The sequence below is a fragment of the Streptomyces pseudovenezuelae genome (assembly GCF_001513955.1).
Classification (GTDB): Bacteria; Actinomycetota; Actinomycetes; order Streptomycetales; family Streptomycetaceae; genus Streptomyces; species Streptomyces pseudovenezuelae.
The window spans coordinates 157,678-171,456 of sequence record NZ_KQ948153.1; the positions used below are offsets into that span (position 1 = coordinate 157,678).

Consider the following 13,779-nt stretch of genomic DNA (forward strand, 5'->3'; position numbering starts at 1 on the left):
CTCGTATAGACGAGTGGGCAAGTTGTGTGTCAGGGTGATCGTCGTGACCCCGGGAGATCGGGTTCACAGATCGCTACATGTATAGACGAGTAGATAGGAAAACTGTCTTGCGTACCATCCGTGTTGAGACCTCCGCCGCCACGATCCTCCTGACCGAGGCTCCTGAGCCCAAGGTCCGCGACCGTCAGACCGGCGAGATCGCCAAGGACGCCGTCAGCGGTGAGGCGCTGATGACCATCGGCGTCGTCTACATCGAGGACGGCGAGTCCTCGCTGATCAAGGTCACCGTGCCAGAGGGCGGTGTCTCCGAGGGCCTGAACCTCGGTGCTCCGGTCTCGCTGCCGGGGCTCGTCGCCCGGCCGTGGGAGTCCGTGTTCAACGGCCAGCAGCGCCACGGCATCGCTTACCGGGCCGCCGCCGTCACCCCGGCCGCGTTCCCGGCCGCCATGGGGGCCACCGCCTGATGACCGACCTGACGACACTCCTGGAGGTAGGTGGTCCCCTCGCCGCGCTCGGCGGCGGGACCGCCTACACCCGGGCCAAGTACCCGGCCCTCTACTGGTCCGCCATCGGCGGCCCGATATCCACCGCCCGCCTGCTCAGCTCCTACAGCTCCGTCATGGAGGCCTGCGGCCTGACCGTCGCCCCGTCCCGGCTGCGGGTCCTCGCCGTCAAGGCCACCACCCGGCGTGAAGTCCGGCCGGTCCCGCCCCGCCGGGGCATCATCCGGCCCACCTCGACCGGGCTGCGCCTCCGGCTGCGGCTCGCCCCCGGCCAGGAACCCGCAGACGTCGCCGCCTCGGCCGAACGGCTGCGGCACGCCTGGGGAGTCCACGCCGTCTACGTCACCACAATCAAGCCCGGTGTCGTCGAACTGCGGCTCGTCGGCTACGACGTCCTACGGCGGGTCCGCATGCCTCGCAACACCGAATCCGGGTTCCTCAAGGTGCCGGTCGCTCTGCGGGAGGACGCCATGCCCTTTGTGCGGGACTACCGGACCGTTCCCCACCAACTCACCCTCGGCGCAACCCTGTCCGGCAAGTCCATGTACCTGCGCCACCTCATCGCCGGACTGGCTCAACAGCCCGTTGCCCTCGTCGGCATCGACTGCAAGAGGGGCGTCGAACTGGCGCCCTTCGCCGCCCGCCTGTCCGCCCTCGCTACCGCCCCGGACGAAGCCGCAGACCTGCTGCCCGCGCTGGTCAAGGAAATGGAGGACCGATACGACCTGATCAAGGCCCGGCAGGGCATCGCGCCCGACACCCCGGACGAGGAGATCACCTCCGACATCTGGGGCCTGCCCGAGAGCGAACGGCCCGTCCCCATCGTCCTGTTCGTCGACGAGGTGGCCGAACTCTTCCTCACCGCCACCCGCAAGGACGAGGAACGCCGCGACGAGATGGTCACCCAGCTCATCCGCCTCGCCCAGCTCGGCCGCGCGGCCGGCATCTACCTCGAAGTCTGCGGGCAGCGCTTCGGCGCCGAACTCGGCAAGGGCGCCACCATGCTCCGCGCCCAGCTCACCGGCCGCGTCTGCCACCGCGTCAACGACGAAGCCTCCGCCAAGATGGCCCTCGGTGACATCGCCCCGGAAGCAGTCGACGCCGCCTGCGCCATCGCCCCCGAACTGCCCGGCCTCGCCGTCGCGGGCGACACCTCCGGCGGCTGGTCCCGCATCCGCACCCCGTACCTCACCCTCGGCGACGCCGCCGAGCTCTGCCGGGAATCGGCGCACCTGGTCCCCGACCTGCCCGCGCTCAAGCCCTTCCAGCCCGACGTCCCCACACGTCCCGTCGAGACCCCGGCCCCGGCAGCTCTGCCGCACCCGGTCATCGACTGACGCTCACCTCAACCCGGTCGGCGTGACCGCCTCGCGCCACGTCCCTACCCCTGCATGCCTGAAACCGAAAGGAGCCGGACCGTGCGCGCCCATCTGGCCCGTGTCGACGCCGTGTTGGTGCAGGCGCTCATCGCCGCCGCACTGTCCTTCGCACACATCCACGACATCGCCATGGCGACCGGACAGGACGGATGGAAGGCGTGGGCCTACCCGATCAGCGTTGACCTGCTGCTCGTCGCCGCATGGCGTCGACTGCGCTCCGGTACGGCCAAAGCGGCGGCCTGGTGCTGGTTCGTCATCGCACTCACCGCCTCCCTCGGCGCCAACGTCGCCACCGCCGGACTCCTGGACATGACCGATGTGCCGACCTGGTTGCGCATCCTCGTCGCGGGCTGGCCCGCGGTCGCCTTCCTCGGCGGGACCCTTCTCGCGCACTCGGCGCCCAAGGCGGCCGCGGACGAGATGGGCACGGAACTCGTCGAGGACCAGGAGGACGAGCCCGAAGCCGCGCCCGACCAACCCGCCAGCGAGCCACCCCCACCGCCCCCGACCGTCTCGGTCCCGGTCGCCCTGGTCGACCACGCCCGCAAGGTCGCCGCCGAACACCACACCCGCACCGGAACCCCGATCGACACCTCAACTCTCCGCGCCCGCCTCGGCGTCCCGGCCGCCATGGCCGAAGCCATCGCCGCCCAACTCTGAAAGGAGACTCGCGTGTCCGCGAACCGCCGCTTCCGCAACGTCACCCGCATCGGCCCCGTCCAGGTCGCCACCTCATACGACGGCCGGGGCCGTGAGAAGCACACCGCCGCCTGCACCGCCCCACGCTGCGGCTTCTCCGCCGACTACGACAGCCGCGCCGCCGCCGAACTGGCCGCCCGCACCCACCGCTGCCCCGTCCGCTGAAAGGACCCACGCCCCGTGACCGTCAGCCTGCCGCTCGTCGTCGTCCTCGGATTCTTCGCCTGGGGAGCGGTCAAGTTCCTCGGCGTCCGCACCTGGATCGTCGTCCTGATCGCCCTCTTCGGATTCTGGCTCTCCCACACCTTCCTCGCCCCCGCCATCGAATCCGGCACACGCTCGGGCGTCACCGTCACAAACGGCTCACATGCCTAGACGAGTAGATAAGAAAGGCTCCGTCGTGTTCCTGCCTAAGTACCCCGACAACCCGACCCCGCCGCCCGCACACACCCAAACCGCACCGACCGACCCGGCACCCGCACGTTGCTCGCTGCCGTCGGTGTCCATCGATCAGAAGGCGGTCGTCGCCCTGGTCGTCGGCGGAGTCGTCCTCACCGCGCTCCTGGCCGCCGTCGCCGTCACGGCCATCTCCGTCGCCATCGCGGCCGTGGTCCTGCGCTCCCTGCTCCGCGACCACAACCGGCGCTGACCCCACCCGGCCTCCGGGGCGACGGCACACGACCAAGCATTACGCCGCCCCGGGGCCTGTTCCTCCCGACCGAGCAAGCCAGAAGGAGAAACGCCATCTTCACCCGCACGACCCCGGCCCCCGTGCCGGAACTCGCGAACCTGGCCGCCCAGGGCACCCTCCCCGGTATCCTCCGCCAGCTCTCCACCCTCGGCGGCTGCACCCATCCCATACGCCTCGACGGCCACCGCACCGAATACGACCTCGACACCACCACCGGCGAGATCGGCCGCATCCTCCACCAGCTCGACTCGACCAGCCTCCCCGCCGGCCAACTCCTCGTCCGCTGCAACAACCGCCGCACCACCCGCTGCCCGGCCTGCGCCGAGGTCTACCGCCGCGACACCTTCCACCTCATCACCGCCGGACTCCGCGGCGGCAAGGGGACCCCCGAACAGGTCGGCGCCCACCCGCGCGTGTTCGCCACCTTCACCGCCCCCGGCTTCGGCCCGGTCCACAACCGCCGCACCGACGGCCGCCCCTGCCGCTGCGGCCACCACCACGACCAGCACGACGACACCCTCGGCACCCCACTCAACCCCGACACCTACGACTACGAAGCCGCCGTCCTCTGGAACGCCCACGCAGGCGACCTCTGGCGACGCTTCTCGATCTACCTCCGCCGGGAGGTCGCCAAGCGCGCAGGCCTCTCACAACGCCGACTCCGCGACCACGCCCGCGTCTCGTTCGCCAAGGTCGCTGAGTACCAGAAGCGCGGCGCCGTCCACTTCCACGCGGTCATCCGACTCGACGGCCCCGGCGGAGGCAGCACCCCACCGCCCGCCTGGGCCACCGCCGAACTCCTCACCGACGCCATAGAAGCGGCCGTCTCCAAGGTCCGCGTGGACGGCCCCACCCTCGATGGCCGCACCCACACCTTCACCTTCGGCGACCAACTCGACGTCCGCACCATTCGCTCCGCCGACTTCAACGACGGCCAGGAGCTGACCGAACGAGCCGTTGCCTCCTACATCGCCAAGTACGCCACCAAGGGCGCCGAAACAGCCACAGGCGCCCTCGACCGCCCCCTCAAGTTCGTCGCCGAACTCGCCCAACTCGACATCAGCGACCACGCCCGCCAACTCATCCGCACCGCCTGGACCCTCGGCGCCCGCAAGGACCTCGAACACCTCCGCCTGCGCCCCTGGGCGCACATGCTCGGCTTCCGCGGCCACTTCTCCACCAAATCCCGCCGCTACTCCACCACCCTTGGCGCACTCCGCAACGCACGCGCCGAATGGCGCCGCGCCCAATCCGCGCCGACGGCCAACGGGCCCGAGCCCGAGACGACGTACGTCCTTGCCCACTGGGTCTTCGCCGGAACCGGCCTGTCCTCCGCCGAAGCCTGGCTGTCCGCGTCCCTCGAACCCGCCCTCGGTACAGAAGGAGAGCCAACCCATGCGTGACGACGAGCTGTTGACCGTGCCCGACGTGATGGCGCGCCTCAAGCTCGGGCGGTCCACGGTCTACGACCTGATCCGCTCCCGTCGCCTGCCCTCGATCACCATCGGCCGGTGCCGTCGCATTCCGGCGCGGGCTGTCCGCGAGTACATCACCAACGAACTGGAGGCGGCGGCCTGATGGCCCAGCAACGCAAGCGGAACCCCAACGGCGCCGGCACCATCACCAAGCGCAAGGACGGCCGCTATCAGTGCGCGGTCTACGTCCTCCAGCCGGACGGCACCCGAGCCCGCAAGTTCGCGTACGGCAAGACCTGGCAGGAGTGCGACACCAAGCGCCGTGAGCTGCTGGCCAAGGTCGACCAGGGCGTACCCGTGCCCACCCGCTCGGCGAAGCTCTCCGACTGGCTGCCCTACTGGCTGGACAACATCGTCAAGCCTCGCCGGAAGCTCAGCACCTACGACAAGTACGAGGCGCACGTCAGGCTCTACCTCGTGCCCATGCTCGGCTCCAAGCGGCTCGAATCCCTCGGCGTCGCCGACGTACGGCGCTTCCTGACCCAGCTGGAGAACAGGACGACAGCGGCCACGGCCAAGGAGTCGCACCGAGTGCTGCGTACGGCCCTGTCCGCTGCCTGCCGGGAAGAGCTGATCGCACGGAACGTGGCAGGCCTTGTCGAGCCGCCCCGGGCCTCGTCGCGCGAGCTGAGTCCCTGGACGCTTGACGAGACCTTGGACTTCCTCGCCGCCTCCCGGAAGGACCCGATGTACGCGGCTTTCGTTCTCGCCATCGCCATGGGACTGCGGCGCGGCGAACTCGTCGGGCTGCGCTGGACCGACGTGGACCTGGACAAGCGCGTTTTGTACATCCGCCAGCAGACCCAGCGGCGGCGCGGGGTCCTCTATGACGACGACACCAAGAACCGCCGCAACCGTGCCCTTCCGCTCCCGGCGATGTGCATCGCTCCGCTGCGCTGGCACCGCATGCGGCAGGTGGCTGCCAAGCAGCGCGCGGGGGAGTCGTGGGATGACGGTGGCTACGTCTTCGCCACCCGGAACGGCCGCCCGGTCGAGCCGCGCAACGTGTACCGCTCCTTCACCCGCGTCGCCCAGTCCGCCGGCCTTCGCGTGATCCGGTTGCACGACGCCCGGCACGGCACCGCCACCCTCCTCACCGCTGCCGGGGTGGCGCCCCGCGTCGTGATGGAGATCCTCGGGCACAGTCAGATCAGCATCACCATGGACGTGTACACGCACGTCGTGCAGGACACCCAACGGGAGGCCATCAGTCACATGGATCGGCTGCTCAAGAGGCGTCCCGGTCGTCAGTGACCGGTCGTGAGTGATCGCCCTCGTTGATGTCAAAAGTGGATGTCAAAGGCCCCGGACCATGATCGGTCCGGGGCCTTTTGGCTGGTGCCCCCGGCAGGATTCGAACCTGCGACACCCGCTTTAGGAGAGCGGTGCTCTATCCCCTGAGCTACGAAGGCGGGGGCTTGTAGAGAACCTTGTTGAAAATCCAGGGTGTGGATCTTCGACGCGGCATACAAGCCCGCTGGTCGGACGCGGTTCGAAGGGTGCCGCAGCGCTACCTGGGTGGACAACACGACGCACCAACGACTGACCAGGGACAGCGTAGCGGATGCGCGTCGGCGAGGTGCCTCCGTATAGGGACAGGAGATCGGGGCGGCGAGTTGGAGCGTCTCTGACCTGCTGTTTCTTCGAACCGTGGTGCAAGGTGAGTGGAAGCCGAGGGGCTGAGGGCGGAGGTGGGGGGCGGTCGGACCGTTCTGCTCCTTGGATCGCTTCCCGGTCTCGGCGGATGCTCCGGTGGGTCGTTTGAGGTTGCCGTCGTCAAGATCCCGCCCGGCCCGGGAGCGGCGGCGATTGCGGTGCACGCCGTCGCTGATCGTCGCTTTCCGTGGTTCCATGCGTCGGACCGGGGCCGGGAGGCCACGGCCGTTGGCGCGCAGGAGGGCGTCGAGCGGCAACGAAGCCGCAGGTGTGGTCGGCTCCGTCGGCGTCCAGCTCGCCGTGGCCCGCGGAGGCACCGTGATCGGCACGGTGTCCGAGGCCAACCACGACTTCCTGCGCGGCTGCCGAAGGGCGGTTGAGCGTGCGGGGCGACCGCAGCCTCCCGCTCGCCGACGCCGCCAGGGCGCACGAGCTGATCGAGTCCGGCCATGCCCGTAGGGGGAGCTGAGCAGGGACCCTACTTGTCCACCAGCGACATGTGGTGCTCGTTGTAGCGGTCTCCCTGGACCCCGATCCGTCCTGCGAGCTCGTTGAGGTCCGACAGTTCGTCCGCGGAGAGCGGGACGTGTGTGGCCCCGGAGTTCTCCTCGATGCGTGCGGTGCGGCGGGTTCCGGGGATGGGCACGATCGACGGATGCTGGGCGAGCAGCCAGGCGAGGGCGACCTGCCCCGGTGTGGCGTCCTTGGCCGTCGCGAGGGCCCCGATGTGCTCGACGAGGGTCTGGTTCGCCGCCCGGTTCTCGGCCGTGAAACGGGGAATTGTGGTGCGTACGTCATTGGCGGCGAACGGCGTCGAGGCGTCCACCGCCCCGGTCAGGAACCCCTTGCCGAGGGGGCTGAAGGGTACGAATCCGATGCCGAGCGCCACGCATGTCGGCAGGACCTCCGGCTCGGGGTCCCGGGTCCACAGTGAGTACTCGCTCTGCACCGCCGTCACGGGGTGGACGGCGTGGGCGCGTCGGATGGTCTGCGCGCCGGCCTCCGAGAGTCCGAAGCAGCGGACCTTGCCCTCCCGCACGAGTTCGCCCACTGTGCCGGCGACGTCTTCGATGGGTACGTCCGGGTCGACGCGGTGCTGGTAGAACAGGTCGAGCCGCTCGACCCCGAGCCGTTTGAGCGAGGCGTTCGCGACGGAACGGATCTGTTCGGGCCGGCTGTTCAGCCCGACGGACGCCCCGTTCTCGATGCGGAATCCGAACTTGGTGGCGATGACCACCTGGTCGCGCACGGGGGCCAGGGCCTCGCCGACGAGTTCCTCGTTGACGTAGGGGCCGTACACCTCCGCGGTGTCGAAGAACGTGACGCCCAGATCCACGGCGCCCCGCAGTACGGCGATCATGTCGCTGCGGTCGCCGGGGTTCGGGCCGTAACTCTGGGACATGCCCATGGCGCCGAGGCCGATGGCGGAGACCTGTAGGTCGCGTCCGAGAGTGCGCGTGTGCATTTTTCCTCCTTGGGGGTGTGTCACCGTGGCGGAACCTGCGGAGCTTGCGGGAACAGGCGCAGGGCGTTGGCCGTGGTGAGTGAGCGCCACGTGGTGCCTTCGGCCGGTGGGGCGGCCGTGTCGATCGCCGCGATGTGAGCGTCGGCAAGGGGCGCGGGCGTCCAGCAGTAGTCGCTGCCGAACAGCACGCGGTCGGGGTCGACGAGCTTCAGCAGTGCGGGAACCTGGCGCGGGAAGGCCGTACCCGCCATGTCGTAGTGCAGGGAGCGCAGTTGCTGTACGGCGTCGCGCGGGGGCGCCTCTTGGGACGGTACGAAGAGGTGCATGAACTCGTTGATGCGGTCGGCCAGGACGGGGATCGCGCCACCGCAGTGCGGGACGATCACCCGCAGGTCGGGGTGGCGGGTCAGGACGCCCGCCATCACCAGGTCCGTGACGGTGCGGGCCGTGTCGAAGATGTACTCGACCATCGGGCGCGGCCTGTCGAGGGCGGACTGCTCCCAGCACACGGGCGAGGTGGGGTGCAGGAAGACCACGGCTCCCCGGCGGTTCAGCTCCGCGAAGACCGGTTCGAGGCGGCCGTCGCCGAGGTACACGCCGTGGGTGTGGGTCAGCAACACCACGCCGTCCGGGGCCAGTTGGTCGTAGGCGAAGGCGATCTCCTCCAGCGTGCCGTCCACGTCGGGCAGCGGGAGCGACACGAAGGTGCCGAAGCGGCCGCGGTGGTCGCGTGCCAGTTCGGCGGTGTACTCGTTGACGCGCCGGGCCAGGAGGCGGGCCGCCTTGTCGTCGCCGAAGTGCACGCCGGGGGAGGACAGGGAGAGCATCGCGGTCCCGATGCCGTTGCGGTCCATCAGCTCCAGATGGTCCCGGACGGACCACGACGGCCAGCCGCCCATGCCGTCGGGGTGGGCGTGGCCGGCCGCGGTCGCCTGCTCGACGTAGAAGTCGGGCAGGTGGTGGGCGTGGACGTCGATGAGGCCGTTGGTCATGGCGACGAGCTTCCTTCTCGTGGGCTTGGGACGTGGCGGCCAGGGGGCTACTCCACCTGCGCGCCTCCGGTCAGCCGGACCTCTTCGTTGTCCAGGGCCGCCTGAAGCCGGCGGAGCACCGTGTCGTCGATCCGCGACTCGTCCCGCAGACGGACGACGGTGGCCCGCTTCGTGGAGATGAGGGCGAGGCGGAGATCGGAGTAATGACGGTTGTGGAGCAGGGCGGGATCGTCCTCGGTGCCCGCGCCCCGTGCTCGTACGGTCGCCAGGTTCGCCTCGTACTCCTGGCGCAGCCACTCCGCGACCCTGGGGGTGGTGCCCAGCTGGGTCGCGAGCCGGGGGAGCGCCTTGATGGCCTCCTCGGTCGCCGTGGTTTCGGCGAGGATCTGCTCCTCGTCGACGGAGGTGTCGCGGGGCAGCCGGGCCCAGCGCACCACGCCCGGCAGCAGCAGCCCCTGCACCACGAGGGTCACCACGATGACGCCGGAGGTGACGAAGACGATGAACGCGCGGTCCGGGAAGGGCGCTCCGGAGTCGAGGGTCTCGGGCACCGACAGGGCCACGGCCAGGGACACCGCGCCACGGAACCCCGCCAGCCCGCTGACGACACGGGCCCGGTCGCTCATTCTCCGCAGCCGCTGCTCGGGACGCCGGTCGATCGCGCGGATCAGGTAGGCGGAGGAGAACAGGAAGGCGAACCGGACCGCGACGAGCACCGCGCTGACGGCCCCGATCGCGATGAGGGCGTCCGTCAGGTCGGACCGGCTCAGGTGGTGCAGCGCGTACTGCAGTTCCACTCCCACCAGGACGAACAGCGCGCCGTTGATGATGAACGTGGCCAGCGGCCAGAAGGCCAGCGCCTGGCGGCGGTGCTCGGCCCTGATGAGGCCGGGCGCCACCTGGGCCATGATCAGGCCGCTCACCACGACCGCGAGGACGCCGGAGGCGTGGATCAACTCGGCCAGCAGATACGCCGTGAACGGGGCGAGAATCATGACCAGGTTGCCGAGCAGGGGATCGTCCAGCCGTCGGCGCAGGTTCATGTTGATCCAGGCGACCGCGACACCGACCGCGGCCCCGCCGCCGTACGCGAGCAGGAACAGTGCCCCGACGTGGGGGAGGGTGAGGTGTTCCTCGCCCACGGTGATGCCGACCGCCAGGCCGTAGATCACCAGCGCGGTGCCGTCGTTGACGAGGCTTTCCGCACGCAGGACGGTGATCTGACGGCGCGGCAGGGACCCGGCCAGGGCGCTCACCGCCGTGGCGTCGGTCGGTGCCACGGCCGCGCCCAGGGCCCACGCCGGTCCCCACGGCAGCCCGAGCGCATGCCCGGCGACCGCCACCGCCCCCGCGGTGAGGATCACCAGCACGGTGCTGAGCAGGACGATGCCACGCAGGTTCGTCCGGATCTCCCGCATCGACGTGGTCAGGCTCTCCCAGTACAGCAGCACCGGAAGGAAGAGCAACAGCACTACTTCGGGCGGGAGTTGGGTCTGGCGGACGGCCGGGACGAGGCCGATCAGGGCGCCCAGGACCAGGAGCACGACAGGCGGGGCGACACGGAAGCGCTGTCCCAGGAAGTTCCCCGCCAGCACCGCCGCCCCCAGGACGACGACGAGTTCGAGACCGAGCATGACACTTACTCCGTGGCGGGGCCGGCCGGCGGTGACGGCTCGGCGGGTTCGGCGGATCCGGCGGGTTCGGCGGGAATCTTCCTGGTCATCTGGGCAGCAGCCGCAGCGTCGTGGCACGCGCCGCCACCATGGGATCGACGTACGCCCCGCCGAATCGGCCGTACTTGCTCCGGTACGCCGTGTCGAGGCGGTCGTTGGTCTCGGGGTCCGGCACCTCGGCGAACGTGACGTCCTTGTCGACGCCGCCGGAGCGGACGTGGCCCGCGTGGGTCGCGACGGCGGTGCGCCACCAGCCGCCGCGCGTTCCACGGAAGGAGCGGACGTACAGGTCGTCGCCGTCACGGACGACCCAGATCGGCACCGGTGGGCGCAGGGTGCCGTCGCGCCGGAGCGGGGCCATCTCCAGTTCGTCGGCCCCGGCGATGCGGTCGAGCTCGTCGCCTGTCCAGGTGGTCATCGGGTGGGTTCCCGTCCTCGTGATCCGGTGGGGGAGACGCCGTCTTCGGGCGGGAGCGGCGGTGAGGGGCTCACCGAGGTGGGCGCGGGTGATGCCGAGCGAGTCCTCGAAGACGCGGTTGTCGGTGATCAGGCCGTCCGTGACGGTGAAATGCGTCCAGGTCTCGTCGGCCGCGAAGTGGGAGAGGATCCGCTTCGTGTCGCGCGCGCCGAAGGCGTCCAAGTACGCCTCGACGGTGGTGACCGCCTGGCTGGTCATGGCTGTCGGTCCCGCCGCGCCGGTCACGGACGCAGCAGCGTCTTGATGGCACGGCGCTCGTCCATCGCCTTGTAACCCTCGGCGGCGTCGTCCAGGGAGAGGGTGAGGTCGAAGACCCGTCCCGGGTTGATAAGGCCGTCGAAGACGCGGTTGATCAGGTCGGGAAGGTAGGCGCGCACGGGCGCGGGACCACCGCGCAGGCCGACGTGGGAGAAGAAGAGCTCCTGCCCGTCGATCCGCGTACCGTGCGGGAAGCCGACGAAGCCGACGTTGCCACCCGGACGCGCGGACTGCAGGCCCTGGCGCATCGACTCCTGCGTGCCGACGCACTCGAGGACCGAGTCGGCGCCGACACCGTTCGTCAGCTCCTTGACGCGGGCGACGCCTTCCTCGCCCCGCTCGGTGACGATGTCGGTGGCGCCGAACTCCAGGGCCAGCTTCTGCCGGGACTCGTGCCGGCTCATGGCGATGATGCGTTCGGCGCCGAGTTCCTTCGCGGCGATGACCCCGGACAGGCCGACCGCGCCGTCACCGACGACGACGGCCGTGTAACCGGGCCTGACCTCGGCGGCCTTGGCGGCGTACCAGCCCGTGCCCATGACGTCGGACAGGGTCAGCAGGCTCGGGACGAGCTCCTCGTCCGGGTGCTCCGGGGTGGCGACCAGGGTGCCGTCCGCGAGGGGGATGCGGACGTACTCGGCCTGGGCGCCGTTGACCCACTGCGCGTGTTGGCAGGAGGTCTGGTAGCCGGCCTGACAGATCGGGCAGGTGTTGTCGGAGGCCACGAAGGAACCGATGACGAACTGTCCCGGCCGGACGGACGAGACCTCGCTGCCGACCTCCTCGACGATGCCGACGTACTCGTGGCCGATCGGCTGCGGTTCGGCGACCAGCAGGACGCCCCGGTAGCTCCACAGGTCGGAGCCGCACACGCAGGTGGCGACGGTGCGGATGACCGCGTCGGTCGGTGCCGTGATCGTCGGCTCGGGGGCATTCTCCACCCGGATGTCCCCCGGCGCGTGAATGATGGTTGCTCGCATGGTGCCTTCCCAGCTCTCGTCGCGTGTGTCGTGCAGTCAGGGGCGGGGGCTTCCCTCGGGCGTCAGCCCGGCTGCTCCGCCTTCTCGACGATTTCCTTGAGCTGTGTCATCGCGGTCATGGCGTTGGGCCATCCGGCGTAGAAGGCCAGGTGGGTGATGACCTCGATCAGCTCGTCCTTGGTGACACCGTTCTCCAGGGCCTTGCCGAGGTGGAAGCCGAGCTGATCGGCCCGGTACAGGGAGGCCAGCGCGGTGACGGTGACGAGGCTGCGATCGCGCGGGGACAGGCCCGGCCGCTCCCAGATGTCGCCGAAGAGAACGGTGTCGGTCACCTCCGCGAGCTTGGGGGCGAACTCCTGGATGGCCGGCGGGGCGAACTTCTTCCGTTCGGGCATGAGGTGGTGCTCCTGCGTGGATTCGAGTGGGGGGACGGTGCGGGTCGCCGGTGAAAGCCCGATCTGCATTCCAGAGGTCGCTCGTCATCCCGGCAGCCCGGCATGCCACCGACTTTGGCATTTCCCCGGGAACCCGCAAAGGGGAGAATTCCACCCGGGGAACCCCTTATCCAGGGGAGAAATCCTTACCCCCCTTCCGGCGTCCGAGCGATGCCACACTGGCGCTATGACCGGCGACGCGCATCCGAACGAGCTGGGAGAATTCCTCAAGGTGTGCCGGGCCCAACTCGGCCCGCGGACCGTCGGTCTGCCCGAGTCCGGGGCACCCCGGCGAGTGCCCGGGCTGCGCCGTGAGGAGGTCGCCCGCCTCGCGGGCATCAGCACCCACGCCTACACGCGGCTGGAACAGGGGCGCGCCCCCGTGCCGACGACGGTGATCGCCACCCTCGCGCGCGTCCTGCACCTCGACGACGCCCAGCGCGACCACCTGTTCGAGTTGGCCGCGGCGGGAGTCCGCGAACCGCGCCGGCGACCGGTGCAGAAGGTTCACCCGCAGCTCAGACGCATCCTGGACGAGCTGTCCACGACCCCCGCACTCGTCATCGGCCGGCACCTGGACGTCCTCGCCTGGAACCCGTTGGCGGCAGCTCTGCTCACCGACTTCGACAAGGTCCCCGCCAAGCGGCGCAACTACGCGCGGCTGATGTTCACCGACCCCGCCTTCCGGGAGCTCTGCCTCGACTGGCGGACGAACGCCCGGACCTGTGTGACCCAGCTGCGTCTGGAGGCCGCCCGGCACCCCGGCGATCCTGGGCTGGCGGCACTCGTCGGTGAGTTGTCGGTCGCCGACGCCGACTTCAGGCAGTGGTGGGCGGGCCGCCAGATGAACGGCCTGCGGATGGGCACCAAGAGGGTGCGTCACCCGATCGTCGGCGACCTCACCCTCGACTGGGACAGCCTGACCTGTACCGCCGACCCCACGCAGAAGCTGTTGATCGCGACCGCCGCTCCCGGGGCCCCGTCCCACGACGGGCTGCTGTTCCTGGCGTCGTGGACCGCGGACCCGGATCAGCCCCCTGAGGACGCGGCAGCCTGAGCCAGGCCTCCGGGGCCGGTACGGGTAGGGCGCACGCCC

At 70.1% G+C, this 13,779-nt stretch carries 17 protein-coding genes, 1 tRNA gene and 1 pseudogene; 12 read left to right on the plus strand and 7 right to left on the minus strand.

Annotated features, from left to right (window positions below; genetic code table 11):
• Positions 1–107: 107 nt before the first annotated feature.
• The 9 genes from AQI94_RS37395 (at position 108) to AQI94_RS37435 (ending at position 6,001) form a co-directional block, all read left to right on the plus strand.
• Entirely contained in the window at positions 108–464 is a 357-nt protein-coding gene (locus AQI94_RS37395) for an SCO3933 family regulatory protein (RefSeq protein ID WP_031059703.1), read from the plus strand.
• A complete protein-coding gene (locus AQI94_RS37400) occupies positions 464–1,840 on the plus strand; it encodes an FtsK/SpoIIIE domain-containing protein (protein ID WP_031059706.1) in 1,377 nt (458 codons plus the stop codon). Before AQI94_RS37395 ends, AQI94_RS37400 begins: the two co-directional genes overlap by 1 nt.
• A gap of 81 nt (positions 1,841–1,921) precedes the next feature.
• Complete coding sequence (locus AQI94_RS37405; protein ID WP_031059709.1) at positions 1,922–2,542, plus strand: DUF2637 domain-containing protein; 621 nt, start codon at positions 1,922–1,924, stop codon at positions 2,540–2,542.
• Between the two features lie 12 nt (positions 2,543–2,554).
• On the plus strand, positions 2,555–2,746 hold the full coding sequence (locus AQI94_RS37410; RefSeq protein ID WP_031059711.1) for a mobile element transfer protein: 192 nt from the start codon (positions 2,555–2,557) through the stop codon (positions 2,744–2,746).
• 15 nt (positions 2,747–2,761) lie between these two features.
• Entirely contained in the window at positions 2,762–2,956 is a 195-nt protein-coding gene (locus AQI94_RS37415) for a hypothetical protein (protein ID WP_031059715.1), read from the plus strand.
• A 25-nt stretch (positions 2,957–2,981) separates the two neighbouring features.
• The gene (locus AQI94_RS37420; RefSeq protein WP_031059717.1) at positions 2,982–3,230 is read left to right on the plus strand and encodes a hypothetical protein; all 249 of its coding nucleotides are present in this window, start codon (positions 2,982–2,984) and stop codon (positions 3,228–3,230) included.
• Positions 3,231–3,352: 122 nt separating this feature from the next.
• The gene (locus AQI94_RS37425; protein ID WP_062230178.1) at positions 3,353–4,675 is read left to right on the plus strand and encodes a replication initiator; all 1,323 of its coding nucleotides are present in this window, start codon (positions 3,353–3,355) and stop codon (positions 4,673–4,675) included.
• Positions 4,668–4,850 (plus strand): helix-turn-helix domain-containing protein, encoded by a 183-nt coding sequence (locus AQI94_RS37430; RefSeq protein WP_031056340.1) that lies wholly within the window; start codon positions 4,668–4,670, stop codon positions 4,848–4,850. The genes AQI94_RS37425 and AQI94_RS37430 overlap by 8 nt, the downstream gene beginning before the upstream one ends.
• Complete coding sequence (locus AQI94_RS37435; RefSeq protein WP_031056343.1) at positions 4,850–6,001, plus strand: tyrosine-type recombinase/integrase; 1,152 nt, start codon at positions 4,850–4,852, stop codon at positions 5,999–6,001. The genes AQI94_RS37430 and AQI94_RS37435 overlap by 1 nt, the downstream gene beginning before the upstream one ends.
• Positions 6,002–6,083: 82 nt before the next feature.
• On the opposite strand, the gene AQI94_RS37440 is transcribed toward AQI94_RS37435, so the two are convergent.
• A tRNA-Arg gene (locus AQI94_RS37440) sits at positions 6,084–6,159 on the minus strand.
• Positions 6,160–6,664: 505 nt separating this feature from the next.
• On the opposite strand from AQI94_RS37440, the pseudogene AQI94_RS46140 reads away from it, so the two are divergent.
• Both AQI94_RS46140 and AQI94_RS46145 read left to right on the plus strand, forming a co-directional pair.
• Positions 6,665–6,763 (plus strand): annotated as a pseudogene (locus tag AQI94_RS46140) (NADP-dependent oxidoreductase); the annotation flags it as partial.
• Between the two features lie 22 nt (positions 6,764–6,785).
• Positions 6,786–6,872, plus strand: a complete 87-nt coding sequence (locus AQI94_RS46145) for a hypothetical protein (protein WP_234438841.1) — start codon at positions 6,786–6,788, stop codon at positions 6,870–6,872.
• Between the two features lie 9 nt (positions 6,873–6,881).
• On the opposite strand, the gene AQI94_RS37445 is transcribed toward AQI94_RS46145, so the two are convergent.
• The 6 genes from AQI94_RS37445 to AQI94_RS37470 all read right to left on the minus strand — a co-directional run bounded on the left by AQI94_RS37445 (position 6,882) and on the right by AQI94_RS37470 (position 12,644).
• Positions 6,882–7,868, minus strand: a complete 987-nt coding sequence (locus AQI94_RS37445) for an aldo/keto reductase (protein ID WP_031056344.1) — start codon at positions 7,866–7,868, stop codon at positions 6,882–6,884.
• 20 nt (positions 7,869–7,888) lie between these two features.
• A complete protein-coding gene (locus tag AQI94_RS37450) occupies positions 7,889–8,860 on the minus strand; it encodes an amidohydrolase family protein (protein ID WP_031056347.1) in 972 nt (323 codons plus the stop codon).
• Between the two features lie 47 nt (positions 8,861–8,907).
• Positions 8,908–10,494: a Na+/H+ antiporter gene (locus AQI94_RS37455; RefSeq protein ID WP_031056350.1), complete on the minus strand. Its 1,587-nt coding sequence runs from the start codon at positions 10,492–10,494 to the stop codon at positions 8,908–8,910.
• An 85-nt stretch (positions 10,495–10,579) separates the two neighbouring features.
• Positions 10,580–11,209: a DUF2255 family protein gene (locus AQI94_RS46480; RefSeq protein ID WP_318658134.1), complete on the minus strand. Its 630-nt coding sequence runs from the start codon at positions 11,207–11,209 to the stop codon at positions 10,580–10,582.
• A 23-nt stretch (positions 11,210–11,232) separates the two neighbouring features.
• Entirely contained in the window at positions 11,233–12,249 is a 1,017-nt protein-coding gene (locus AQI94_RS37465) for a zinc-dependent alcohol dehydrogenase family protein (RefSeq protein ID WP_031056355.1), read from the minus strand.
• Positions 12,250–12,311: 62 nt separating this feature from the next.
• The gene (locus tag AQI94_RS37470) at positions 12,312–12,644 is read right to left on the minus strand and encodes a carboxymuconolactone decarboxylase family protein (protein WP_031056357.1); all 333 of its coding nucleotides are present in this window, start codon (positions 12,642–12,644) and stop codon (positions 12,312–12,314) included.
• A gap of 226 nt (positions 12,645–12,870) precedes the next feature.
• On the opposite strand from AQI94_RS37470, the gene AQI94_RS37475 reads away from it, so the two are divergent.
• Entirely contained in the window at positions 12,871–13,740 is an 870-nt protein-coding gene (locus AQI94_RS37475; protein WP_031056360.1) for a helix-turn-helix transcriptional regulator, read from the plus strand.
• Positions 13,741–13,779 lie beyond the last annotated feature (39 nt).